General features: G+C 58.2%; 22 protein-coding genes. 10 read left to right on the top strand and 12 right to left on the bottom strand.

Going from position 1 to position 23,391, the window contains the following annotated elements; all coding sequences use genetic code 11:
* Window positions 1-37: 37 nt before the first annotated feature.
* Window positions 38-2,431: a carboxypeptidase regulatory-like domain-containing protein gene (locus V9K67_RS11120; protein ID WP_336722377.1), complete on the top strand. Its 2,394-nt coding sequence runs from the start codon at window positions 38-40 to the stop codon at window positions 2,429-2,431.
* Window positions 2,432-2,501: 70 nt separating this feature from the next.
* Here V9K67_RS11120 and trhO read toward each other — a convergent pair whose 3' ends face one another.
* The 5 genes from trhO to V9K67_RS11095 all read right to left on the bottom strand — a co-directional run bounded on the left by trhO (window position 2,502) and on the right by V9K67_RS11095 (window position 7,998).
* Window positions 2,502-3,554 (bottom strand): oxygen-dependent tRNA uridine(34) hydroxylase TrhO, encoded by a 1,053-nt coding sequence (gene trhO / locus V9K67_RS11115; protein ID WP_336722374.1) that lies wholly within the window; start codon window positions 3,552-3,554, stop codon window positions 2,502-2,504.
* A 237-nt stretch (window positions 3,555-3,791) separates the two neighbouring features.
* Entirely contained in the window at window positions 3,792-4,145 is a 354-nt protein-coding gene (locus tag V9K67_RS11110) for a hypothetical protein (RefSeq protein ID WP_336722372.1), read from the bottom strand.
* A 65-nt stretch (window positions 4,146-4,210) separates the two neighbouring features.
* Window positions 4,211-4,618, bottom strand: coding sequence for a hypothetical protein (locus V9K67_RS11105; RefSeq protein ID WP_336722371.1), 408 nt, complete (start codon window positions 4,616-4,618; stop codon window positions 4,211-4,213).
* Between the two features lie 26 nt (window positions 4,619-4,644).
* A complete protein-coding gene (locus V9K67_RS11100; RefSeq protein WP_336722369.1) occupies window positions 4,645-7,092 on the bottom strand; it encodes a penicillin acylase family protein in 2,448 nt (815 codons plus the stop codon).
* Window positions 7,093-7,341: 249 nt separating this feature from the next.
* A complete protein-coding gene (locus V9K67_RS11095) occupies window positions 7,342-7,998 on the bottom strand; it encodes a protein-L-isoaspartate(D-aspartate) O-methyltransferase (protein WP_336722366.1) in 657 nt (218 codons plus the stop codon).
* A 164-nt stretch (window positions 7,999-8,162) separates the two neighbouring features.
* Here V9K67_RS11095 and V9K67_RS11090 point away from each other — a divergent pair, with 164 nt between their 5' ends.
* The gene (locus V9K67_RS11090) at window positions 8,163-8,669 is read left to right on the top strand and encodes a methyltransferase family protein (protein ID WP_336722364.1); all 507 of its coding nucleotides are present in this window, start codon (window positions 8,163-8,165) and stop codon (window positions 8,667-8,669) included.
* 470 nt (window positions 8,670-9,139) lie between these two features.
* A complete protein-coding gene (locus tag V9K67_RS11085; protein WP_336722362.1) occupies window positions 9,140-9,793 on the top strand; it encodes a GDSL-type esterase/lipase family protein in 654 nt (217 codons plus the stop codon).
* Between the two features lie 73 nt (window positions 9,794-9,866).
* Here V9K67_RS11085 and V9K67_RS11080 read toward each other — a convergent pair whose 3' ends face one another.
* Complete coding sequence (locus V9K67_RS11080) at window positions 9,867-11,588, bottom strand: phospho-sugar mutase (protein WP_336722361.1); 1,722 nt, start codon at window positions 11,586-11,588, stop codon at window positions 9,867-9,869.
* 113 nt (window positions 11,589-11,701) lie between these two features.
* On the opposite strand from V9K67_RS11080, the gene V9K67_RS11075 reads away from it, so the two are divergent.
* On the top strand, window positions 11,702-12,646 hold the full coding sequence (locus V9K67_RS11075) for a DUF2279 domain-containing protein (protein ID WP_336722360.1): 945 nt from the start codon (window positions 11,702-11,704) through the stop codon (window positions 12,644-12,646).
* A gap of 72 nt (window positions 12,647-12,718) precedes the next feature.
* Here V9K67_RS11075 and V9K67_RS11070 read toward each other — a convergent pair whose 3' ends face one another.
* Window positions 12,719-13,222 carry a phosphoribosyltransferase family protein gene (locus V9K67_RS11070; RefSeq protein WP_336722357.1) on the bottom strand — a complete coding sequence of 168 codons (504 nt, stop codon included), beginning with the start codon at window positions 13,220-13,222 and terminating at the stop codon, window positions 12,719-12,721.
* Between the two features lie 193 nt (window positions 13,223-13,415).
* Here V9K67_RS11070 and V9K67_RS11065 point away from each other — a divergent pair, with 193 nt between their 5' ends.
* The 6 genes from V9K67_RS11065 to V9K67_RS11040 all read left to right on the top strand — a co-directional run bounded on the left by V9K67_RS11065 (window position 13,416) and on the right by V9K67_RS11040 (window position 19,014).
* The gene (locus V9K67_RS11065; RefSeq protein ID WP_336722356.1) at window positions 13,416-14,720 is read left to right on the top strand and encodes a 4Fe-4S dicluster domain-containing protein; all 1,305 of its coding nucleotides are present in this window, start codon (window positions 13,416-13,418) and stop codon (window positions 14,718-14,720) included.
* A 190-nt stretch (window positions 14,721-14,910) separates the two neighbouring features.
* Window positions 14,911-15,816, top strand: a complete 906-nt coding sequence (locus tag V9K67_RS11060) for an aldo/keto reductase (protein WP_336722353.1) — start codon at window positions 14,911-14,913, stop codon at window positions 15,814-15,816.
* A 36-nt stretch (window positions 15,817-15,852) separates the two neighbouring features.
* The gene (locus V9K67_RS11055) at window positions 15,853-16,164 is read left to right on the top strand and encodes a hypothetical protein (RefSeq protein WP_336722351.1); all 312 of its coding nucleotides are present in this window, start codon (window positions 15,853-15,855) and stop codon (window positions 16,162-16,164) included.
* A 28-nt stretch (window positions 16,165-16,192) separates the two neighbouring features.
* Window positions 16,193-17,308 carry an alanine dehydrogenase gene (ald, locus tag V9K67_RS11050; RefSeq protein WP_336722350.1) on the top strand — a complete coding sequence of 372 codons (1,116 nt, stop codon included), beginning with the start codon at window positions 16,193-16,195 and terminating at the stop codon, window positions 17,306-17,308.
* Between the two features lie 16 nt (window positions 17,309-17,324).
* Window positions 17,325-17,969 (top strand): SanA/YdcF family protein, encoded by a 645-nt coding sequence (locus V9K67_RS11045; protein WP_336722348.1) that lies wholly within the window; start codon window positions 17,325-17,327, stop codon window positions 17,967-17,969.
* A 97-nt stretch (window positions 17,970-18,066) separates the two neighbouring features.
* The gene (locus V9K67_RS11040) at window positions 18,067-19,014 is read left to right on the top strand and encodes an NmrA/HSCARG family protein (protein ID WP_336722346.1); all 948 of its coding nucleotides are present in this window, start codon (window positions 18,067-18,069) and stop codon (window positions 19,012-19,014) included.
* 351 nt (window positions 19,015-19,365) lie between these two features.
* Here the strand turns inward: V9K67_RS11040 and V9K67_RS11035 are convergent, their stop codons facing one another.
* From V9K67_RS11035 to V9K67_RS11015, 5 genes are all read right to left on the bottom strand, one after another.
* On the bottom strand, window positions 19,366-20,004 hold the full coding sequence (locus tag V9K67_RS11035; protein WP_336722345.1) for a c-type cytochrome: 639 nt from the start codon (window positions 20,002-20,004) through the stop codon (window positions 19,366-19,368).
* Window positions 20,005-20,149: 145 nt separating this feature from the next.
* Window positions 20,150-20,572, bottom strand: a complete 423-nt coding sequence (locus V9K67_RS11030) for a hypothetical protein (protein WP_336722344.1) — start codon at window positions 20,570-20,572, stop codon at window positions 20,150-20,152.
* 191 nt (window positions 20,573-20,763) lie between these two features.
* Window positions 20,764-22,176, bottom strand: a complete 1,413-nt coding sequence (locus V9K67_RS11025) for an L-serine ammonia-lyase (RefSeq protein WP_336722342.1) — start codon at window positions 22,174-22,176, stop codon at window positions 20,764-20,766.
* A 175-nt stretch (window positions 22,177-22,351) separates the two neighbouring features.
* Window positions 22,352-22,861, bottom strand: coding sequence for an FKBP-type peptidyl-prolyl cis-trans isomerase (locus V9K67_RS11020; RefSeq protein WP_336722340.1), 510 nt, complete (start codon window positions 22,859-22,861; stop codon window positions 22,352-22,354).
* A gap of 137 nt (window positions 22,862-22,998) precedes the next feature.
* Complete coding sequence (locus tag V9K67_RS11015) at window positions 22,999-23,358, bottom strand: hypothetical protein (protein WP_336722337.1); 360 nt, start codon at window positions 23,356-23,358, stop codon at window positions 22,999-23,001.
* Window positions 23,359-23,391: the final 33 nt, after the last annotated feature.

Raw genomic sequence — 23,391 nt, 5'->3', positions numbered from 1 at the left:
GCCGGCCTGACTGATGACCTCAACCAAATGGATGATCATGAACCAACAGACCGGCGTACTGCTTCTTCTCTCCTTCTTATTATTTTTTAGTAACCGCTCCCTGCAGGCACAGCAAAGCCAGACCGTAAAAGGGCTGGTGCTGGACCGGGCTTCCGAAAAGCCCCTGCAGGGAGCTACTGTTTCCCTGCAGGGAACCGCTCTTGCCACCCTTACCAATGCCGAAGGCCGCTTTGCCCTGGCGGGCGTGCCCCTGGGCCGCCAGCGCCTGGCCGTGAACTTTTCGGGCTACCGCGAAGCCGTGATCCCCGAGATCCTCGTAACGGCAGGCAAGGAAGTCGTCCTCGAGATCGGCCTGGACCAGAAAGTCACCGGCCTGCAGGAAGTGACCATTACGGCTGCCCGTCCCCGTAAGGGTGCCGCCGCAAATGAATATGCCGTGGCCAGCAGCCGCTCCTTCAACATGGACGAAGTGCTGCGCTTCTCCGGCGGCCGCAACGATCCCAGCAAGATGGTGAGCAACTTTGCCGGCGTCGTTTCCAGCGACGACTCGCGCAACGATATCGTGGTGCGGGGCAACTCTCCCTCCGGCGTGCTGTGGCGGGTGGAAGGTATCCCTTCGGCTAACCCCAACCACTATGCGCTGCTGGGCACCACCGGCGGCCCCGTCACCGCCCTGAACACCAACGCCCTGAAGACCTCCGACTTCCTGACCGGCGCCTTCCCCGCCGAATTCGGCAACGCCACCGCCGCCGTCTTCGACATCCAGTTCCGCAACGGCAACAGCGACCGCCACGAACGCACCCTGCAGCTGCAGGCCTTCAGCGGCCTGGAAGCCCTGCTGGAAGGCCCCCTGCCGGGCAAAAAGAAAGGCGGCAGCTACCTCGCGGGCTACCGCTACTCCTTTGCCCAGCTGGCCCAGAAGGCCGGCATCAACATCGGCACCAAGGCCGTTCCCAAATACCAGGACTGGGTGTACAACCTGTCCTTTGCCAAAGGCGGCTGGGGCAAATGGAACCTCTACGGCATGGGCGGGTTCAGCACCGTCAACTTTATCGGCAGCGAGCTGGACTCCACCGACTTCTACTCCCGTCCCGACCAGGATGCCTACAACCGCAACAACTTTTCGGTGTTCGGCGCCAAACATATCCTGGACATCAGCGGCAAGGCCTATGTGAAGACGGTGGCTTCGTACAGCCAGGAAAACAGCCGCTACAATGCCTACCAGTACCCCCTGCCGGTGCCGCCCTACCACGACCGCTGGGAAATGATCACGGCAGATAACAGCACCCGCACCCTGCGCCTGGCGTCCTATATCAATTCGAAGGAAAGCGCCCGGCTGTCGTGGCGGGCCGGCGGTACGGCCGAACGCTACGGCCTGGCCAGCACGGTGCGCGACCGCGAAGGCCAGACCGCTGCCGCCCCTTTCCGCACCCTCCGCGACTACGACAACGGCTTTACCCTGCTGCAGGGCTTCGGCCAGGCCAAATACAACCACAGCGACCGGCTGTCGCTGACCGCCGGCCTGCACGGCATGTGGCTGACCTTCAACGGGTCCACCTCCGTGGAGCCCCGGGCCTCGGCCGCCTACCAGCTCAACCCCCGCAACAGCCTTTATGCCAGCTACGGCCTCCACGCCCAGATGCAGCCGATACCGGTGTACCTGTACCAGCAAACCGACGCCTGGGGCGCCGTCAACCGCTCCAACCGCGACCTGGGCTTTACCCGGGCCCACCACTTCGTGCTGGGCTATGAAAAACGGTTCGGCACCGACTGGCGGCTGAAGACCGAAGCCTACCACCAGCAGCTCTTCCGCGTGCCGGTGGAACGGACGCCCAGCGGCTTCAGTATGCTCAACGCCGGCAACAACTTTACCTTCCCCGACAAGACGAACCTGGTCAACAGCGGCACGGGCACCAATACCGGCCTGGAGTTCACGCTGGAGAAATTCCTGAGCCGCGGCTACTACCTGCTGGTGACGGCCTCGCTGTTCGACTCGCGCTACAAGGGCAGCGACGGGGTGGAGCGCAACACGGCCTTCAACTACGGCCGCGTGCTGAACGTGCTGGCGGGCAAGGAATGGAAGATCGGGCAGAACAACGCCCTCACCTTCGACACCCGCCTGAGCACCGTGGGCGGCCGCTACGAAACGCCGGTGGATGCCGCCGCCTCCCGCGCCGCCGGCAAGGAGATCTTTGACGAAAGCCGCTACAACAGCCAGCAGCTGGAAGGCTACTTCCGCTGGGACACAAAGGCCGGCTGGCGCACCAACAGCAAAAAGCGCCGCCTCACCCAAACCTTCTACCTCGACATCCAGAACGTAACCAACCGCAAGAACATCTTCCTGCGCCGCTACAACGCCGCCAAGGGAACGGTGGGCAATGTGTACCAGCTGGGCTTTTTCCCCGATGTCCTGTACCGGGTGCAGTGGTGATGGGGAATTGGTTAATTTGTTAATTGGTTAATTGGGAATTAGGGGGACCGCCCTTCAAAAACAAAGGCGCCTAATCGGCGCCTTTGTTCAGTTCGGTCAGTTTGGGCCGCAGGCGGGCCCGGGATTTATTGAAGATATTGCGTTCTTTCTCCACTCCTTTTCGCCGCTCTTTCTGCTCGTCCTCGGGCAGGTGGATAAAGTCCTGGCACGCCTTGCTGCAGCAGTTTTCATGCTTTTCGCGGCAGGCGTCGCACTGGATAAACAGCAGGTGGCAGGCCTCGTTGATGCAGTTCACATGCGTATCGGCAGGCTGGCCGCACTGGTGGCATTTGGAAATGATCTCATCGGTAATGCGCTCGCCCAGGCGGTTGTCAAAGACGAAGTTCTTGCCCCGGAATTTATTGGGCAGGCCCTTTTCCCTTGCCTGGTTGGCGTAATGGATGATGCCGCCTTCCAGGTGGTATACGTTCTTAAAGCCCTGGTGCAGCATGTAGGCGCTGGCCTTTTCGCAGCGGATGCCGCCGGTGCAATACATAATAATGTTCTTGTCCTTGTCGCCCTCCAGCATGCCGGCGGCCATGGGCAGCTGGTCGCGGAAGGTATCGGACGGCACTTCAATGGCCTTATCAAAATGCCCTACCTCGAACTCATAATGGTTGCGCATGTCCACCACGATGGTCTCGGGGTCTTCGGTCAGCTGGTTGAACTGCTCGGCGGAGACATACTTGCCCTTGCGGCTCATGTCAAAGGAAGGGTCGTCGATGCCGTCGGCAACGATCTTATCCCGCACCTTGATCTTCAGCACCCAGAAGGATTTGCCGTCGTCGTCCACCGCCACATTCAGGCGCAGGCCATTCAGCGGCTCCACAGAATACAGGAAGCTTTTCAGGGCCTCGAAATTCCCCGAGGGCACGCTTACCTGGGCATTGATGCCTTCCGCCGCCACGTAGATGCGGCCGAATACCTTCAGCTCGAATAAGTGTTGAAATAAAAAGTCCCGGAAAGCTTTCGGGTCATTGATGGGAAAATACTGGTAAAAAGAGATCGTTGTGCGGGGCTCGGTTTCCTCCAGCAAACGCTGTTTCAGCTCCTTTTGAGAGATACGGTTGTGTAATAATGCCATAATTGAAATTTTAAGATCGCCGCGCCCCCGGCGCGACGGCTGTGCAATTTGCCCGGCCACTTACAGTGTGAACAAAATTTCGAACGGCAAAGGTAAGCTGAGTTGGGGAAAGGAATTGTGAATGTTGGGAATTGGTCAATTGGTTAATTGGTTAATTGGGACAGGCAGAACACCCTAAATAAGCGGAAACAATCCGCTGGGGAAGCCCAATTAACCAATTAACCAATTAACTACTTTCTATAGGTTACCGGTCAGCAGCAGCACCAGGGCTACGATGGCCAGGATCAGGGCGGCAATGGGATAATAAATGACCAGGATCAGCAGGGCGATGCCCAGCAGGATATAGATCAGCACCTTGCGTTCGGAAGCCCGCGCGGCGCCGGAAAAGGCGGAACGGACTTTCTCTTTGACCAGCATCCAGGTCATTTTGCGCTGGAGCTGGCGCAGTTGGCGGCGGCTGGCGGTGCCGGCCATCATCGATAACATCAGGAGACCTAAAATGGAAGCGGCCAGGCCGTTGCCGCCGGAGGCGGCGGGTTGCGACGCTGGTGCGGGCGCCACGGGCTGAAGGGTTGAAGCACTCAAAGCCATACAATAATATTTGGTTAGGGAACCACGAAGATAACGAGTTTGACCTTTTCGTTTACCCTTACCTGTTATGCATCAGCTTTTTGGGCGGTGCGCAGCCTCAGGCGTTTCTTTTCCCGGGCGGGCGCCGGCGGGCGGGGCAACAGCAGGCTGCCCGTAAGGGCGGCAAAGCCGCCGACCAGTCCGCCCACCAGGGCGGTGACCAGGATCAGCAGGAGGGACGAAGGCCCGAGTGAAAACAGCTGGGCCACCTTCCGCGACAACAGGCTGTCGTTCTGGGCGTCGATCCACCCCGCCAGGATGCTCCACAGCAGGAACACGCCGGCAAAGCCCGAAACAAAGGCCCACAGGGGCGCAGGCCGCAGCAGCAGGGCCACCGCAAAGGCTACCGGCGCCAGGCTCCACCAGGGAAAGTACAGGCCGGCAAAAAAGCTGAGCAAGGCGATCAGCAGGATGGCAGGAATAATTTTGATCATTTTCAATGATTTTATTGTTTTAAACTTTAGGAGGCCCGGAGGGCCAGTTTCCATTTTACCCGCTGGTCCGCCGCCTCGCTTTCTTTCATCAGCCAGAGCGGGTAGTACTTGCCCGAGGCCCATTGGTCCACGAACGAATCGTAGAACCGGCTGCCGGGGTTGCCGCTCTGCCCGCCGGGATACACGCCATAGGCTTCGGTAGGCGTGGTCAGGTGCACGATCATGCGCCAGCTGGGGCCATGGCTGACCTTCATGGCATTAATCGCCTGCGATGCCCCGCCCACCTTCAGGTCCGTACGGGCAAAGGGCAGCACGGAGGTACGCAGCAGGTGGTAGATCGTGGGGTTCTTGTGTTTCCACCACCGCCGGTCCTTTTCGCCCTGCAGGGCGCCCACCGCCTTGCGGAACGAGCGGGACACCAACTGCTCCAGCGTTTCCTTGCCGGGCGTATTACGGTCGTCGATGTATTCCAGGGCGGAATCCTTCAGCAGCAGCTCCACCGTGGTATTGTCGTCGGGGAAAACGGTGGGCTTATGGCCCTCCCGGCTGAAGTCGTCCTGCCACAGGCCCACCATCAGGCTGTCCATCCAGGTTTGGTAGGTGGTCATGGCCGGCGATTCCCGGGCGGCCAGGAAGTTCCATTTTTTGACTTCCGACAGGAAGGATTGCTCGGTAGCGTTGAGGCTTTTTTCGTTTACATATTTCAGCAGCAGGGGCACGGCCTCGGCCGCCAGGCGGTTGTAGTAATCGTTCTGGAGGGCCATCATGGCCGAAGGGGTGATGTCCTGCATTTGTTGCAGGCGGCGGTGGAGGGTAAAGCCGCGGGGGTTGAGGTAGTTGCCCGGGATAAAGTAGGGATAGGTAGTGTCCACGGGGCGCTGGTTGGCGCTCTGGATAAAGCCTTCGGCGGGGTTGATCACGTGGGGGTTTTCGGTCCAGGGGATATAGCCCTGCCACATGTAGCTGCTGTCCTCGCCCGGCATCACGTACAGCCCCTGCCCCTTCCAGCGGGCGGGGAACTTGGCCTGCTGCCAGAGGGCGATATCGCCCGACTTGGTGGCCACCAGCATGTTCTGCCCCGGGGCGGCGAAGCGGCGGATGGCATTGAGGTAGTTTGCATAATTCTTTGCCCGGTTGAGGCGGAACCACATGGCCGCGTCGTTGGCCGTGTCGTGAGCCACCCACCGCAGGGCGATGGCGCCGTCGTAGGCGCTGTCCTTCCGGAAGCTGGCGTCCTGGATCACCGGGCCGAAGAGGGTGTAGGCGACGGTGTCTTTTACCGGCAGGGCGTTGCGCACCCTGATTTCCTCCACCCGCAGTTGGGCCGGGCGCCACTGGCCGTCGAACCAGTATTCCTTGCGGGAGGCGTCCTTAAAGCGGACGGCATAGTAGTCCTTTACGTCGCGCTGGGCGTTGGTAAAGCCGAAGGCCAGGCTGTCGTTGAAGCCGATGATGATGGAGGGCGCGCCCGGGAAGGAGGCGCCGTAGGCGTTCATGGTGGGCGTGCTCAGCTGCATTTCGTACCAGATGGAGGGCAGGGACAGCTCCAGGTGGGGGTCGTTGCAGAGGATGGGCGCGCCGCTGCGGGTCTTTTTCCCACTGACCGCCCAGTTGTTGCTGCCGTTGCTGCGGTCGGGCTTATGCAGGGGCACGGCCTTCACCGCCGTAGTATCTTTTTTGATTTTAAAATAGAGCGAATCGGCCGTGGCGGGCTTTACCGGGTGCAGGGAGGGCGGGGCAAAGGCGGTGCCTTTGGGCACGATGGGGGCCAGCGAATCGGGGGCCTGCGGGAACAGCAGGTTCATTTCCTTTTCCGAAAAAAGGGATTTCAGGCCGGTGAATTCCAGGTCGCGGTCGAAGCCGGCCAGCACCTTGGTCATCTGCATCTGGAAAAGGGCAATTTTGAGGTTGTTCCATTTTTCGGGCTGGTAGTCGAGCAGCTTGTATTCCAGGGGCAGGGTGCTTTCGGTAAGGGTGGCGATGTAGGCGTTGACGCCGGCGGAGTAGGCATCGAAATACGGTTTGGAGCTGCTGTCGGCTTCCATGGCCCCCAGGGAGTTTTCGGCCCCGAACACCATGCCCATGCGGCGCTGCTCGCGGTCGAAGCGCAGGAAGCGTTCGTCGGCTCCCAGCACCTCGCTCACCCGGCCGGCGGCGGCGCGGGTCTGGAACTCCATCTGCCAGAGGCGGAATTTGGCGTGCAGGTAGCCCTGGACGAAATAGGCGTCGGCTTCCTCACGGGCAAACACATGCGGCACCAGGCGGTCGTCGAAGTACACGTTCACGGGACCTTTCAGTCCCGGCAGCGACAGGTCGCCGCCGAAGTCGGCGTCCAGGGGTTCGGCATTCTGCCAAAAGCCCTGCTGGGGGCTGAGGAACTTGCCCAGCGGTGGCGTCTTGCCCCATTTGAAGTTGAGGGCGATGATCAGCCCGGAAGTGACCAGGGCGGAAAGGATAAAGAAGATGATGCGCATAAAGGGCCTCCCCAACCCCTCCGCGGGCGGGACTCCGGGAGCCCCCTGGCCGGCAGGGACTGGTTTTTAATGGTTTACGAAACTGATCTGCGGCTAAAGATAGGCACCAGAAATTATATCCCCTTTAGGCACGGAAATCTCCAAAAACAATTTCCTGCTGCCCGGGCCGAAAAGGAATGCCGCCATAAAATAAGAAGGCTTTCTGAAAATCCAGAAAGCCTTCTTAGAATAATTTTGCTTTGGTTGGGCTTATTCGTGCCGGCCGCCCAGCATGGGTACGAAGCTGAACTGGTCGTATTTTTCGGCAACGAGGCTGCCGTCGTAGAGCTTGGTGATGCGCTTCATGGTCTGGGTGGCGCCGGAGCCGTAGGGGATGACCATCATGCCGCCGGGTTTCAGCTGGTCCAGCAGCTTCTGCGGTACAAAGGGGGCGGCGGCAGTGATCAGCACCTTGTCGAAAGGACCATAGGCAGGCAGGCCCATGTAGCCGTCGCCGTAAAAGAATTTAATGTTGGGATACTTGCGCAGGAACAGGAATTTGCGGATGTTGTCAAACAGCATTCTTTGCCGTTCGATGGTGTAGACGCGGGCGCCCATCTCGGCCAGCACGGTGGCCTGGTAGGCGCTGCCGGTACCGATCTCGAGCACCTTTTCGTAGGGCTTCACTTCCAGCAGCTGGGTCTGGTACGCCACCGTGTAGGGCTGTGAAATGGTCTGTTCCTGTGCTATTGGAAAAGCACGGTCTTCATAAGCTAATTCATCAAATGCCGAGTCCAGAAAAAAATGACGGGGTACGGCTTCCATCGCCGCCAGAACCCGTAGATCGTAAATGCCTTTCTCGCGGATGGCCCCTACCAGTTTTCTTCTCATACCCTTGTGCCGGTAGCTGTCGTCGTACGTTCTCATGCCACAAATATAAAGGGCCAATTTGCTCGCTTTAAGCATTTGAGAATCGCTATTTTTAAACAACGATGAAACCCCACACCCTACTTGCATTTGCGTGGATTTGCTACTGTTTTTTCCACAGTCTGCTTGCCAGCCACCCGGTGAAGCGGCAAATGCACCGTTTTTTGAAGGGACATTTCCCCTACTACCGGCTCTACTACACGCTTTTCGCGGCCCTGACGCTGGTGCCGCTGGTGGTTTTCCAGGCCCGATTGCCTTCTCCCCGGCTCTACCAGCCCACTACGCTCCTCACGCTGGCCGGCGGCCTCGTGCTGCTGGGGGGATTGGTCTTAATGGGCGTTTGCATCCGCAAATATTTCGGGCAGCTGAGCGGCCTGCGCACCCTGTTCATCGACGAGCGGCAAACGGGCAACCACCTGCTGCTGACAGGGGTGCACCGCTACGTCCGGCACCCCCTTTACCTGGGTACCTTCCTGGCCCTCTGGGGCGCCTTTCTCCTGCTGCCCTACGCCTCCCTGCTGCTCTCCAATACCGTTATCACCGTCTACACCCTCATCGGTATCCGCCTGGAGGAAGCCAAGCTGCTAAAAGAGTTCGGCGAGCCCTACCGCCGCTACCGGCAGCAGGTGCCGATGATCCTGCCGGTAAAAGGGAAGCAGGATATTGGTTAATGGGTTCATTCGTTCATTGGGAATTGGGAAGCGACCTTTCAAATGTCAAGGCCCAATATCCCAATGAACCAATGAACCAATTCCTTAAACCCTGTTTTCACCGCCGGAAAATACCGGTTCGGCGACTGACAACCGTTCCGCTGCGGAATTCATCTTTTCTTTGTGCCAGCAAACAACGCTGATCGAACTGATATCCCTGATACATTATCATAAATCATTAAGACCATCCGCCTAAGTAAAGGGTACCATAAAAGGTGCCCTTTTTTATTTGCCCTGAACACCTGAACCGTGAATTAGCTAATTTGCTCCCGGAATGGGTGCCTGCCATAGACCATAAACCCGTACCGCCCCCTCATCAGAAAAAATACCCATTTAACCCCATGCGTCCTCATTTCCCCGGCTTCTTATTTTTGGCGACGACTCTTACGCTCATTAGTGCTTCCTGTAATACGTCTAAAAAAGTAGGAAAAGTGAATGCATCCAACGTTTCATTAGCCATTCCCGACAGCCTGTACCCTCCGGCCGGACAGGTCGTTGCCACGCATAACGAATGGACCCGGGGCAACTATCCCAAAATGATCGCTTCCTTTAAAGCAGCCCCCCTCCAAATGCACGATATCGTGTTTTTAGGCAACAGCATCACCCGGCAGGGAGGCGACTGGGGACAGCGGCTGAACCGGCCTGCCATCAGGAACCGGGGCATTGCCGGCGATGTTACCGACGGCGTGCTGCAACGCCTCGAAGAGATCGTTTATGTGCAGCCTACCGCCGTCTTTTTGGAGATCGGCATCAACGACCTGTTCAACGATACCTTGTCGCCGGCAAGAACGGCCGATAACATTATCAAAATCGTCCACACCCTGCACCAGCGGTCGCCCCGTACAAAAATCTTTGTGCAAACCATTTTCCCTACCGATAAGCCGGGCATGGTCAGCCGGATCCAGGAAACCAACGACCGGGTACGCCACCATCCCTACCGCCAGCTATTCACGCTGATCGACACCCATGCCTTGTTTGCGGATGAACAGGACCTGATGAAAAAAGAATTCACCAGGGACGGGGTGCACCTGACGGAAAAAGGCTACCAGGTATGGGTGGACTGCCTGAAAAAATATTTCCGCTGAAGAAAATGCCCGAAAGCAAAAAGCACGCAACCGGTAAAAGTTGCGTGCTTTTCTTATGAAGAACCTGTACGAACTACAGGGCCATATCCTTGATGATGGTCTCGATCTTCTGTTTCAGCTCCTGCTCCACCTTTTCAAAGTTTTCCACCTTGTCCAGCGGGGCGTTCACGCTGAAGTAGAACTTGATCTTCGGCTCGGTACCCGAGGGGCGGGCGCTGATCTTGCTGCCGTCTTCGGTAATGAACTGCAGCACGTTCGACTTGGGCAGGTTGATGGGCGACTGCTCGGAGGTCAGCAGGTTGGTCTGTACCTTTTTCTCGTAATCCAGCAGGGTCACCACCTTGCTGCCGGCCAGGGTCGAGGGCGGGTTGTTGCGGAAGCGCTCCATCATGGCGGCGATCTGCTGCTGGCCGTCCATGCCTTTCTTGGTAATGGAGATCAGGTGCTCCTTGTAAAAACCGTAATCCACGTACAGCTGCAGCAGTTTCTGGAACAGGCTGCGGCCTTTGGATTTTTCGTAGGCCGCCATTTCGCAGAGGATGGCCACGGCGGAGATAGCGTCCTTGTCGCGCAGCTTGTCGCCTACCAGCAGGCCGTAGCTTTCTTCGCCGCCGACGATATAGTTTTCCTTGCCTTCTTTTTCCTTGATCAGCTCAGCGATCCACTTAAAGCCGGTCAGCACGTTGTAGCAGGCCACGCCGTTGCGGGAAGCGAACACATCGATCATGTCGGTGGTCACGATGGTCTTCACCACCATGTCGTTGGGCTGGGCGATGCCTTTTTCGCGGCGGCTTTCGATGAGGTAGTTAAAGGCCAGCACAGCGGTCTGGTTGCCGTTCAGCAGCACAAACTTGCCGTGGTTGTCTTTTACGCCAATGCCTACGCGGTCGGCGTCGGGGTCGGTACCCAGCAGGATGTCGGCATCCAACTGCTCGGCCTGGCGCAGGGCAAAGCTCATGGCTTCGCTTTCCTCGGGGTTGGGGTACACCACCGTGGGAAAGTTGCCGTCGGGAATGCTTTGCTCTTCCACCACGTGTACGTTGGTAAAGCCGTAGTCCTTCAGTATCTGGGGAACCAGCTTGATGCCTGTACCGTGGATAGGGGTATAAACGATCTTCAGGTCGTGCTCCTTCTGGATCACGTCGGGATAAACGCTGAGGCTTTTTACCATCTGGATGTAGGCTTCGTCCACTTCCTTGCCCACGATGGTAATGTTCTCTTCGCCGCCGCTCCACTTCACTTCGTCCACGCTGTGAATCTTTTCCACTTCGCCGATCACGGCCTTGTCGTGCGGGGGCACCAGCTGGCCGCCATCGTCCCAGTAGGCTTTATAGCCGTTGTATTCCTTGGGGTTGTGCGAGGCGGTGCACACCACGCCGCCCTGGCAGCCCAGGTGGCGGATAGAGAAAGAAAGCTCGGGAGTAGGACGCAGGTCTTCGAACAAGAACACCTTGATGCCGTTGGCGGCAAATACCTTGGCGGTGGTTTCGGCAAAAAAGCGGCTGTTGTTGCGGCTGTCGTGCGCAATGGCCACCTTTACCTGGCCGGGAAAGCTTTTCTTCAGGTAGTTGGCATACCCCTGGGTGGCCATGCCGACGGTGTATTTGTTCATGCGGTTGGTACCAGGGCCCATGAGGCCGCGGAGGCCGCCGGTTCCAAACTCGAGATTCCGGTAGAACGCATCAGCCAGCTCGGTGGGGTTCGCCGTCTGCAGCTGCTTGATCTCTGATTTTATGTCTTCATCGAACGAACCGGAAAGCCAGTTGGCTACTTTCTGTTGAATCACAGCATCCATAATATGAGATTTAGTTGTTGGTTACGGTTGGTTTAATGCGGCAAAATCCGCTGCCGCCTTACTTTTGGGAGGTGAAGATAATCCCCAACGCATTAATCCTGCTGTTTTTTTCCATGAATGTTTGGGCCCGGCCGGCTTTGCCGGTCCAAACCCAGCCCGACTCCCTTATTCAATCTGCTGGTCATACGTCCCTTCCGGACACCCTGCCTGCCCCGGTGGCGGCCAAACGGCAGTGGCTGGTAGGCGGGCTGTCGGTGGGGAGCTACGGCGGGTCGCTGCTGGCCCTGAACGCCGCCTGGTACCAGGAGTATCCCCGCACCTCCTTCCATACCTTCAACGACTGGGGCGAATGGCTGCAGACCGACAAGGTGGGCCATGCCTGGACGGCCTACCAGTGGAGCCGCGCCAGCACGGCGCTCTGGCAGTGGGCCGGCCTGCCCGGTAACAAATCGGTCTGGCTGGGCAGCCTTAGCGGGTTTGGCTACATGACGGTGATCGAGCTGCTCGACGCCCGCTCGGCCGAATGGGGCTGGAGCTGGGGCGATATGGGCGCGAACCTTACCGGCTCGGCCCTGTTTGCGGCCCAGCAGCTGGGCTGGAAGGAACAGCGCCTCCAGTTCAAGTTCTCGGCCCACCGCAACCGCTACGAGCCTTCCCTGGAAAAGCGGGCCAACCAACTCTTCGGCGCTACCCTGCCCGAGCGGCTCCTGAAGGACTACAACGCCCAGACCTACTGGCTGAGCGCCAACCTCCGTTCCTTTTTCCCCCAATCACCCCTCCCCCGCTGGCTGAACCTGGCGGCCGGCTACGGCGCGGAAAACATGTTCGGCGGCTACCAGAACCGCGCCATCGACAAAAACGGAACGGTGATCTTCGACCGGCCCGACCTGCGCCGCTACCGCCAATGGTACCTGGCGCCCGACCTGGACCTGACCCAAATCAAAACCCGCAGCAAAGTGCTGAAAACGGCCTTCTTTATGCTCAATTGTATAAAAGTACCCGCACCCGCATTAGAGTTTTCCAAGGGGAAATTGCGGGGAAGGTTGGTGCAGTTCTAAAGAAAAAGTTCCTGAGTTGGCGTAACTCCAAACTGTCGAACTCCCAACTCAGGAACTCAGGAACTCAGAAACTTAAAAGAGCATTGCCCCCGTAATCGCCTCTCCCTCCGTCTGCACGCGGATGTGCTCCTGGAGCGTGGTGGCGAGGGACAGGCCTACGTAGTCGGTTTGGACGGGAAATACTTTGTGGCTGCGCTCCACCAGCACCAGGGTCTGGATGCTTTTGGGCACGTAGTTGAGGAACGGTTTGACGCAATACATCAGGGTGCGGCCCGTGTCGGCCACGTCGTCCACCACGATGATGGTCTGGTTGTTGAAATCCAGGGAAGAATTGATAGAGGCTTCCAGGGGTTGCTGCTTGTCGATGAGGATGGTGACAAAGTGGATCTGGAAGGAAGCGATCTTCTGCAGGGCGCGGATAACGTTCTGCGCCACCACCACGCCATGGCCCTCCACGCCGGCGATGATCAGCGAGGGGCAGTCGGCATTGCGCTCGGCCACTTCCAGGGCCATGCGGTAAATCTTGCGTTGGATGTCGGCTGCTTGAAGGATCACGTTCGTATCTACGGTATTCATATCACTGGTTAATAAGGTGTTCCCGGAGGAAAGGACAGGCCGAAATTAAGGAAAACCCCAATTGAACGGACGAGGCGGGTCACACAATCTATTCCACCCATATGTAGACGACTGGCAGTTACACCCTTCCGGGAGCTTTCCTTCCGCCATTTTACATTTTTAATTCTATATTTTACAGTTTACATTTATAGCTATGCAGCTACTCCAACAACTCCTGTTCATCCTGCTGGCGGCGCTGGCCATCTTCCTGTTTGCCCGCCAGGTGGCGCTGATCCGGCGCAACATCCAACTGGGGCGCGACGAGACCTTTGAACCCGACCCGCGGCGCTGGCGCAACCTGCTGCGGATGGCCCTGGGGCAACAGCGCATGTTCGACAAGCCGCTGGTGGCCCTGCTGCACTTTGCCGTGTATGCCGGCTTTATCATTATCAACATCGAAATACTCGAGATCATCCTCGACGGCATTTTCGGCACCCACCGCCTCTTCGCTCCTGCGCTGGGCCCGTTTTATTCTTTTGTCATCAATTTTTTTGAAGTGCTGGCGTTCCTGGTGCTGACGGCCTGCGTCATTTTTCTCATCCGGCGCAACGCGGTGAAAGTGCCGCGGCTGAACCGGAAAGAGCTGGACGGCTGGCCGCGCAGCGACGCCAACTACATCCTGATTTTCGAGATCGCCCTGATGACCCTGTTCCTGACGATGAACGCCGCCGACAAGGCCCTGCAATTGCAGCAGTACGGCCATTATGCCGAAGTGCCCACCGACTTCTTTATATCCGGGCTGCTCACGCCGCTGTTTACTAACTTCAGTACCGGCAGCCTGGTGGCCATCGAGCGCACCGCCTGGTGGCTGCACATCGCCGGCATCTTTTTTTTCCTGAACTATATCCCGTATTCGAAGCACCTGCACATCATCCTGGCCTTTCCCAACAGCTACTATGCCCGGCTGGCGCCGCAGGCGAAGATGAAGAACATGCCCGAGATCCAGCAGGAGGTGCTCTACGCCCTGCAGCCCGAGACCGTTTCGGCCGAAGCCGCGCCGACCGAACCCAAACGCTTCGGCGCCAAGGACGTGCCCGACCTGAGCTGGAAGGCCCTGCTCGACGCCTACACCTGCACCGAGTGCGGGCGCTGCACCGAGGCCTGCCCCGCCAATGCCACGGGCAAAAAGCTGTCGCCCCGCAAGATCATGATGGATACCCGCGACCGCATGGAGGCCATCGGCCGCCAGAAGGACGGCGCCGCCGACGGCAAGACCCTGCTGCACGACTACATCACCGCCGAGGAACTGCGGGCCTGCACCAGTTGCCAGGCCTGCGTGCAGGTATGCCCGGTGCTGATCAACCCGCTCTTTATCATCAACGAGCTCAAACGTTATTTGGTGATGGAGGAAAGCAACGCCCCCCAGGAATGGAACGGCATGTTCGCCAACGTGGAAAACAACTTCGCCCCGTGGAAGTTCTCGCCGGACGAAAGGGATCAGTGGGCGGAGGGGCTCTAAGGAGTTCCAGATTTCACAAGTTCCAAAGTTCCTGAGTTCCTGAGTTAGGAGTTCACGGGTTCACGGGTTCACGGGTTTATGTTTTACATTCCCTATTTTACATTCACTATTTTATATTTTACATTTTACATTTCCCGGTTACCTTTCCGTTTTACATTATCTATTTTACATTCCATATTTTCTCCTTTTCATGAACTACAATTCCTTAGGCACTTCTTCCCTGCGGATCAGCGAGATCGGTTTCGGCTGCATGTCGCTGACCGGCGACGCAGCCGAAAGCACCCGCATCCTGCACGAGGCCCTGGCGGGGGGCATTAACTTTTTCGATACCGCCGACCTCTACCAGAAAGGGGCGAACGAAGAACTGGTGGGCCGGGCCTTCCAGGGCCGCCGCGACCAGGTGGTGCTGGCCTCCAAGGTGGGCAACCAGTGGCGGGCCGACGGCAGCGGCTGGGACTGGAATCCCCGCAAGGACTACATCCTTTCCAGCATCGAGGGCAGCCTGAAGCGCCTGCAAACCGACTATATCGACCTGTACCAGCTGCACGGTGGCACCCTCGAAGACCCCATCGACGAAGCCATCGAAGCCTTCGAGCTCCTGAAGCAGCAGGGCAAGATCCGCTACTACGGCATTTCGTCCATCCGCCCCAGTGTCATCCAGGAATGGATCAAACGTTCCGGCATCGTCAGCGTGATGACGCAATACAGCCTGCTGGACCGGCGGCCGGAAGAACAAACCCTGGCGCTGCTGCAGCAACACAACATCGGCGTGCTGGCCCGCGGCGCGGTGGCCCAGGGCCTGCTGATCAACAAACCGCCGAAGCCGTACCTGAACTACAGCGAGGCCGAGGTGCAACAGGCGGCTGCCGCCGTGCAGGCGGTATCGGGCGAACAGCGCAATGCCACCCAAACCGCCCTGCGCTTCGTGGTGCAGCATCCTGCCGTCACGTCGGCCGTGGCCGGCATCCGCACCCTGGAGCAGCTGGAGGAAGCCCTCCGCACTCCTGCCACGCCCCCGCTGTCCGATAAGGAAATGGACAGCTTACGGGCATCTATAACCGCCAATGCGTACGAACAGCACCGGATAGCGGATTGAGCCCCTGAAAAACGTTGAATATATACCCAGTAGAACATGAGAAAACCCATTGCACTGGCACTGATCGCCACCGTACTGGCCGTGGTGGCCTACGTCACCAAGCCCTCGGAGGAAAAGTGCCGCGAAGAAGCCGCAAAGGACTTTGCACAGAAAGCGGCCACCACGGCCGATGCCCTGCCCCCAAACATCAATCCCGGGGTATGGCAGCAGGCGGCGGAAAAGGCATTTATGGAAAGCGTCCAGGTAGAGGACCACTTCCTGTTTCGCAGCATCTACCGCCAGAGCGGCCCCGAAAAAAAACGCATCGGCTGGGCAGCTTTAGGAAAGGTTCAGGTGGACAGCGAGTAGTATCTATTAAAGAGACAAAAACAAGCGCATGAAAATAGGTGTTCCCAAGGAAGTCAAAAACAACGAGAACCGGGTGGCCATGACGCCGGCGGGCGTATACCACCTGGAGCGCCACGGGCACGACGTGTTTATCGAAGAGGGCGCGGGCCTGGGCTCGGGCTTTACCGACGAAGCCTACAGCAATGCCGGCGCCACCATCGTATCCACGGCAGGCGAAGCCTGGTCGCAGGACATGGTGATGAAGGTGAAGGAACCGCTGGAAAGCGAGTACCGCTATTTCCGCGAAGGCCTCCTGCTGTTTACCTACCTGCACCTGGCGCCGGAGCCGGCGCTGACCCGGGCGCTACTGGAGAAAAAGGTCACCGGCCTCGCCTACGAGACCGTACAGCTGCCCGACGGATCGCTGCCGCTGCTGACGCCTATGAGCGAGGTGGCCGGCCGCATGTCGGCCCAGCTCGGCGCCCAGTTCCTGCAAAAGACCGAGGGCGGTAAGGGCATCCTGCTGGGCGGCGTTCCCGGCGTGCGCCGCGGCCGGGTGACCATCATCGGCGGCGGCGTGGCCGGCACCAATGCCGCCAAGGTGGCCGTGGGCTTTGGCGCCGACGTCACCATCATCGACCTCAACCCCGAACGCCTCCGCCAGCTGGACGACATTTTCGGCACCTCCATCAACACCCTGATCTCCAACCCCTACAACATCGCCCAGACCGTCAAGGAGTCCGACCTGGTGATCAGCGCCGTGCTCATCCCCGGCGCACGGGCGCCCAAGCTGGTGTCGGAAGACATGGTGCGGTCCATGGAAGCGGGCTCGGTAGTGGTGGACATCGCCATCGACCAGGGCGGCTCCTTTGAAACCATCGACCGCATCACCACCCATTCCGAACCCACCTACGTGAAGCACGGCGTGGTGCATTATGCCGTGGCCAACATGCCGGGAGCCGTGCCGCGGACCTCCACCCTGGCGCTGACCAACGTGACCGTGCCCTACGCCGTGCAGATCGCCAACAAAGGGTTCCGCCAGGCCTGCCTCGACAACCCGGCCCTGAGCAAAGGCATCAACACGCTGAACGGCTTTGTCACGTACAAGGCAGTGGCCGAGGCCCAGCACCTCCCCTTCACCACCGCGGCCGGACTGCTGTCCTGATCGTTATTTTTGTTGTATGCAAAAACGCAAACAATGGGTACTGCTTACGCTACTGCTGCTGGCAACCCTGGCAGCAGGTGCGATCTTCTGGTGCGACCGGGCGATTGACCGGGCGGCCCGGGGCCGCCTGTATTCCCGGCCAGACCAGGTGCCTTACAACAAAACAGGGCTGCTGCTGGGGACCGCCAAATACCTGGCCAACGGCCATGTAAATCCTTACTACCGCTACCGGATAGAGGCGGCGGTGCAGCTGGCAAAGGCGGAAAAAATTAAACACCTGGTCATCAGCGGCGACAACAGCCGCCACGACTACAACGAACCGGAACTGATGCGGGCCGACCTGGTAGCGGCCGGTGTGGACTCCGCCCATATTTTCCTGGACTATGCCGGCTTCCGCACCTTCGACTCCATCGTGCGCCTGCGTGAAATCTTCGGCCAGCGCTCGGCCACCATCATCTCGCAGCCGTTTCACAACGAGCGGGCCATTTACCTGGCCACCCGCGAAGGCATTGCGGCTGTCGGCTTCAATGCCCGCGACGTGGGTGCCCGCAGCGGCATCCGCATAAAAGCCCGTGAAAAGCTGGCGCGGGTGAAAGTGTTCGTCGATTACCTTACCGGCACGGAGCCCCGCTTCCTGGGCGAGAAAATCGTGCTGCCCTGACGGGCGGCCGGTGACAGAAAACTTAATTTTCGCCTATTGCCTGCCGTTGCATTTTTCCGGCTTAGTGTTGTAACTTCCAAACAAAATTTACCTCATTATGTCCAAAAAGATCATTGCGGTATTCGGAGCAACCGGCGCCCAGGGAGGCAGCCTTGCCCACGCCATCCTCCAGGATAAGAACAGCGAGTTTGCCGTACGCGCCATTACCAGGGATCCCCAGTCCGCCAAGGCACAGGAACTGGCCCGCCTGGGAGCGGAAGTGGTGGCGGCGGATATCGACGATAAGCAAAGCATTCAAAAGGCCCTGGAAGGTGCCTATGGCGCCTACTTCGTTACGTTTTTCTGGGCCCACTTCTCGCCGGAAAAGGAATACGAAGAAGCCCGCAGCATGGCCGAAGCCGCCAAAGCCGCCGGCCTGCAGCACGTGATCTGGTCCACCCTGGAAGATACCCGTAAGTGGGTGCCGCTCGACGACGACCGCATGCCTACCCTCCAGGGCAAATACAAAGTGCCGCACTTCGACGCCAAGGGCGAAGCCGACCAGATCTTCCTCGACCTGGGCGTTCCCACCACCTTTTTGCGGGCATCGTTTTACTGGGACAACTTTATCCACTTCGGCAGCGGCCCGAAAAAAGGACCGGACGGCAAACTGTACCTGACCTTCCCCCTCGACGACAAAAAGATGGCAGGCATCGCCGCCGAAGATATCGGCAAGGCGGCCTACGGTATTTTCAAGAAAGGAACAGGGCTGGTGGGCAAAACCATCGGCGTTGCCGGCGAACACCTGTCCGGCCAGGAGATGGCTTCCGCCCTCACCAAAGTCCTGGGCCAGGAAGTGACCTTCAACAACGTGACACCGGAAACCTACCGGGGCTTCGGCTTCCCCGGCGCCGACGACCTGGGAAATATGTTCCAGTTTTACCGCGACTTTGAAGAGGACTGCAACCGGGTACGCAACGTAGACTACACCAAAGAGCTCAATCCCGAGCTGAAGTCGTTTGACAAATGGCTGTCGGAAAACGGCAAGCGCATCCCCATTGAATAAAGGCCGTTAGTCCGCAATGGTTGCCTGCGGGCATATTTTATACACAACAAACACCCGTTACCCGGTTTTCCTGCAGGGTTTACTGCAGACATCCGGTAACGGGTGCTTTTTTTAGCCTGCCCTTTCCCAATTTAAAATGACGGCAATGATAAAGGGTTTGCGTCCCGTCAGGGACGCCTGGTGGGTAGAAAGGTTCAATTTGAAGATTTCCGTTCCGTTAGGAACGGCTGGTATTTGCAACCTACCAACCGTTCCTGAACGGAACGGAAATCCTCTGTCCGGACTTTCTACCCACCAACTGTGCCTAGCGGCACAGAGCGTCACCGGCTGACAATCAGAAATCGATTTTCTTTACCGGGGTGCGGCGGCCGGCGGCAGCGGGGGCGGAACGATATTGCGAACAGGCCTAGTAGATTTCAGGTAAGCGAAGATGGCTTTCAGCTCGTCGTCGGTCATGTGCCGGTACATCTGCCAGGGCATGGGCGGCAACAGGGGACGGCCGTTCTCCATTCCCTTGTACTTGCCGTTCCGGATGGCGTAAAGGAACTGGCCTTCGTTCCAGCCCCCGATACCCGTACTGTCGGAGGTGAGGTTGGCCGTATACGAAACACCCCAGGGCCCGGCCCAGGCGGTAAGCGAACCATCGGTGACCACCAGTCCCTTGCTTTCGGCTTCCTTGCGATTGATGTCCGGACCCGGGGCTTTGGCCGGGTGGCCGGAGAGCAACAGGGCAGTGTCCACTTCCGGGCCCAGGGCCGTCATTTTTTTGGGGGAATGGCAATCGTGGCAGGCGCTGACCGTCACCAGGTGCTCGCCCCAGCTTACGGGGCTGTCAAAGCCGCCATATTCCGTTCTGGGCGCTTCCGGTTGAGGAGCCGGGTCCTTTGCCTTATTCTGGGTGCAGTAGCTTAATACCAGCATGCTAGCGATCAGCGCACTTCCGGCGAGGAGCCGCCGGGAAACAGCAATTGTGGGGGGAACCTTTGCCATGGCAGTTGATTTCTGTAGATAAAGAAATATCCATAGCGGTAACGGCAGTGCAGTCTTCCGGGAAGGAACAATCGTACGTCCTGCTAAATTACAAAATGGCCCCGGCCTGTAAAAATCACAAAAAGAGGAAATAGGTAAAGTTTTTTTACAGAGAAAGCCCTATGCCAATGGCGGGCAGCAGGAAGGAGCGTGATGGCCGGACCATGGTTGTCGCTTCGTTTTTGAGCAACAGCCGGGCCTTTTTACGGTTCTGGACCGAAGATATATAGAGGGGAACGCTGCTGATGGTGGTCACCAGGCCGGCACTGGCGGCTATGAAGAAAAAGTTCTGCCCGCTTTTACTCAGCTCCTGGTTTTTCAGGATCACCGCCAGCCCCGTGGCGGTGATGGCAGGCCCGCTGACCAGGGCGACCCATGCCTTCGTTCGCTGCTGCCGGCTCTTGTAGTGGAGGTAATGCGCCAGCTCCTCGTTGGTAAAGGCGAACCCTTTCACTTTTCGAAGGTCCTGGGCAAAAGAAGGAGATGAAAGGACCAGGACGCATAGCGGGAACAAAAGAACTTTCTTCATAGCAGGGTATTAGGTATTATTGGATTCAGTTCTGAATAACAGGATTTTATACAAAGCGATATCAAAAATACGATATCAAACTCAACCATTATCAGATAAACGATCCATCCCCCTAAAAATTGCAGGAAAGCCTTATTCGGACGTAAGCCTCCTCCCTAATTCCCAATGAACCAATAGCCTAATTACCAAACTCAGCATTGGCTCAGGCTCAGCGGAATATTCACCGCCAGGCCGCCCTCGGCGGTTTCCTTGTACTTGGAGCTCATGTCCTGGGCGGTTTCCCACATGGTTTCGATAACGGCGTCGAGCGACACCTTGGCGAAGTCGGGCGTGCTTTGCAGCGCCAGCTGAGCCGCCGTGATGGCCTTGATGGCACCCATGGTATTGCGTTCGATGCAGGGCACCTGCACCAGCCCGGCTATGGGGTCGCAGGTCATGCCCAGGTGGTGCTCCATAGCGATCTCGGCCGCCATCAGGCACTGCCGCTGGGTGCCGCCCAGCACTTCGGTAAGGGCCGCCGCCGCCATGGAAGAGGAAACGCCGATCTCGGCCTGGCAGCCGCCCATGGCCGCCGATATGGTAGCGCCCTTTTTAAAGATGGAGCCGATCTCCGAAGCAGTCAGCAGGAACTGGAAGATGCGGTCTTCCGTCACCCGTTCGTGAAAAATGAGGTAATACAGCAGCACGGCCGGCACCACGCCGGCGGAGCCGTTGGTGGGGGCCGTCACCACCCGGCCGAAGGAAGCGTTCTCCTCGTTCACGGCCAGGGCAAAGCAGCTCACCCAGTCGAGGATGTACTGGAACGACTGGCCGCCCTGCCGGATGGCTTCAATCCAGCCGTCGGGGCCCTCGTAGGTTCGGCCGTTCAGCAGCCGCTTGTTCAGGTGGGCCGCCCGCCGCTTCACGTTCAGGCCGCCGGGCAACACCCCTTCGGTATGGCAGCCCCGGTAGGCACATTCCTTCATGACCTTCCAGATGTGCCCCAGGCCGTAGAGCGTTTCCTCCTCGGGCCGCCAGGCCGCCTCATTTTCCAGCACCACCTCCGAAATGCTCAGCCCGGTTTTCATGCACCAGCGCATCAGGTCGTCGGCGGTATTGATGGGGAAGGGCAGGTCCACCTGGCTGCGGCCGGCCTCCTCTCCTTCCTTCACGACGAAGCCCCCGCCGATGGAGTAATAGGTTTCGCAAATGGAGGCGCCGTCTTCAAACGTAGCCAGGAAGCTCAACCCGTTGGGATGGTACGGCAGGGTTTCGGAAAACAGGAATTCGATGTCCTCTGCCGGCTGGAATGGAATCGACTGCCCCCCTCCCAGTTCCAGGCGGCCGGTAGCCGCAATGCTTTCGATCCGGGAGGCAATGGCATCCACGTCGAAGGTGACGGGGTCTTCGCCGCACAGGCCCAGCTGCACCGCCACGTCGGTACCGTGGCCCTTGCCGGTCTTGGCCAGGGAGCCGTAGAGCAAAACTTTCAGGCTGCTGACCGGGCGGTTGCCGGCCGTTTGCAAAAAACGCAGCGCCGCCCGCCAGGGGCCCAGGGTATGGGAGGAGGAAGGGCCGACGCCGATTTTGAACATATCAAATACTGAGATCGCTTCGTGTGCCAAGAGGAGCCTTTTGACAAAGGTATATTCAAGCCAAGTGCCGGAATGAAAAAGCCCGGAAGAAACAATCGAAGGCATCACCTCCAACGCTCTCTTCCGGGCTCTTCCCTTAAGAATTTAAAGCCTCACGGCTGACTTCCATCAAGCCCGTAAACCCGTAAACCCGTAAACTTGTAAACTATTGTACGGCAAGGATCTCCACATCAAAGATGAGGATGGAGTTAGCGGGAATCACCACGTTGCCGTTGGCATCGGTACGGGCTGTGCTGCCATACGCCAGCGAAGGCGGGATGTACAGCCGGATTTTGCCGCCGTTCTTCACCAGGGGCAGGCCGATGGTCCAGCCGCGGATCACATAGCCGAGGTTAAATTCCACCCCTTCGCCGGTGCTCTGGTCTTCGAATACTGTTCCGTTGGTCAGGCTGCCCTTGTAGCGGGCAATCACGCCCAGGCAGGTTTGGGGTGTTTTGCCGGATCCTTCACTCAACACCGTATAATAAAGGCCGCTGCAATGTTGCGTGGCCACGATGCCATTGGTATCGATATAAGTTTTTACCTGTTGAATTTCGGCATCGGGGGCTTTTACCGCACAGGGATCGAAGGTGCAGGTTACCGAGTTGTCGGACTTCTTCAAACAGCCGGCAAGCGAAAAAATGACCGCCACCGCCAAGATTAGTTTTCTCATCATATTTGTTACTTTATTCGTTTGCATGAATCGATAGCGCAAGGGACCCCTAGGGGCGGGTTAAGAAGCAAACTGAGCGCTAGAGTTTAACGGACCGTTCCCATATTTTTTAACCTAATACAAAACGCTTACCGAAAACCTCACCACTCCTCAGGTCCCGTCTCTTCTGCGGGCGCTTTGTACCCCTCTTTACCGGCCTCGCGGGCTTTCAGTTCGTGGTAGCGCTGCTCGTTTTGCTCCCACTTATGGCGGCTGGAAAAGATGGTAACGAAGGTGGCGATGCCCACCCCGGCAATAAGTACGACAATAATGACGGAGGAATGCGTTTGCAGCACCATATCGGCCTTTTTGTACCAGCCCGAAAGCAGGTTGACGAGGATGACCAATACAATGCCCACGCCCAGGGGAAAACCAAGGCTGAACTGGCGGAGAAAACGTTTTTTGTTGAGCCGGTTGGCTTCCCAGTAACGGATAAAATCTTGTTCCTGCTGCGTTAACATGAACGGTTGGTTATACTGATATTACAGAAGTGA

The sequence above is a fragment of the Huijunlia imazamoxiresistens genome, from assembly GCF_037132455.1.
Lineage (GTDB): Bacteria > Bacteroidota > Bacteroidia > Chitinophagales > Chitinophagaceae > Flavisolibacter > Flavisolibacter imazamoxiresistens.
This window is presented reverse-complemented; position numbering and strand designations above follow the sequence as displayed.

Coding starts and splice junctions, on each gene's coding strand:
- V9K67_RS11120 (WP_336722377.1), top strand. CDS start 38: ATGAACCAACAGACCGGCGTACTGCTTCTTCTCTCCTTCTTATTATTT.
- trhO (WP_336722374.1), bottom strand. CDS start 3,554: ATGGCATTATTACACAACCGTATCTCTCAAAAGGAGCTGAAACAGCGT.
- V9K67_RS11110 (WP_336722372.1), bottom strand. CDS start 4,145: ATGGCTTTGAGTGCTTCAACCCTTCAGCCCGTGGCGCCCGCACCAGCG.
- V9K67_RS11105 (WP_336722371.1), bottom strand. CDS start 4,618: ATGATCAAAATTATTCCTGCCATCCTGCTGATCGCCTTGCTCAGCTTT.
- V9K67_RS11100 (WP_336722369.1), bottom strand. CDS start 7,092: ATGCGCATCATCTTCTTTATCCTTTCCGCCCTGGTCACTTCCGGGCTG.
- V9K67_RS11095 (WP_336722366.1), bottom strand. CDS start 7,998: ATGAGAACGTACGACGACAGCTACCGGCACAAGGGTATGAGAAGAAAA.
- V9K67_RS11080 (WP_336722361.1), bottom strand. CDS start 11,588: ATGGATGCTGTGATTCAACAGAAAGTAGCCAACTGGCTTTCCGGTTCG.
- V9K67_RS11075 (WP_336722360.1), top strand. CDS start 11,702: ATGAATGTTTGGGCCCGGCCGGCTTTGCCGGTCCAAACCCAGCCCGAC.
- V9K67_RS11070 (WP_336722357.1), bottom strand. CDS start 13,222: ATGAATACCGTAGATACGAACGTGATCCTTCAAGCAGCCGACATCCAA.
- V9K67_RS11065 (WP_336722356.1), top strand. CDS start 13,416: ATGCAGCTACTCCAACAACTCCTGTTCATCCTGCTGGCGGCGCTGGCC.
- V9K67_RS11060 (WP_336722353.1), top strand. CDS start 14,911: ATGAACTACAATTCCTTAGGCACTTCTTCCCTGCGGATCAGCGAGATC.
- V9K67_RS11055 (WP_336722351.1), top strand. CDS start 15,853: ATGAGAAAACCCATTGCACTGGCACTGATCGCCACCGTACTGGCCGTG.
- ald (WP_336722350.1), top strand. CDS start 16,193: ATGAAAATAGGTGTTCCCAAGGAAGTCAAAAACAACGAGAACCGGGTG.
- V9K67_RS11045 (WP_336722348.1), top strand. CDS start 17,325: ATGCAAAAACGCAAACAATGGGTACTGCTTACGCTACTGCTGCTGGCA.
- V9K67_RS11040 (WP_336722346.1), top strand. CDS start 18,067: ATGTCCAAAAAGATCATTGCGGTATTCGGAGCAACCGGCGCCCAGGGA.
- V9K67_RS11035 (WP_336722345.1), bottom strand. CDS start 20,004: ATGGCAAAGGTTCCCCCCACAATTGCTGTTTCCCGGCGGCTCCTCGCC.
- V9K67_RS11030 (WP_336722344.1), bottom strand. CDS start 20,572: ATGAAGAAAGTTCTTTTGTTCCCGCTATGCGTCCTGGTCCTTTCATCT.
- V9K67_RS11020 (WP_336722340.1), bottom strand. CDS start 22,861: ATGATGAGAAAACTAATCTTGGCGGTGGCGGTCATTTTTTCGCTTGCC.
- V9K67_RS11015 (WP_336722337.1), bottom strand. CDS start 23,358: ATGTTAACGCAGCAGGAACAAGATTTTATCCGTTACTGGGAAGCCAAC.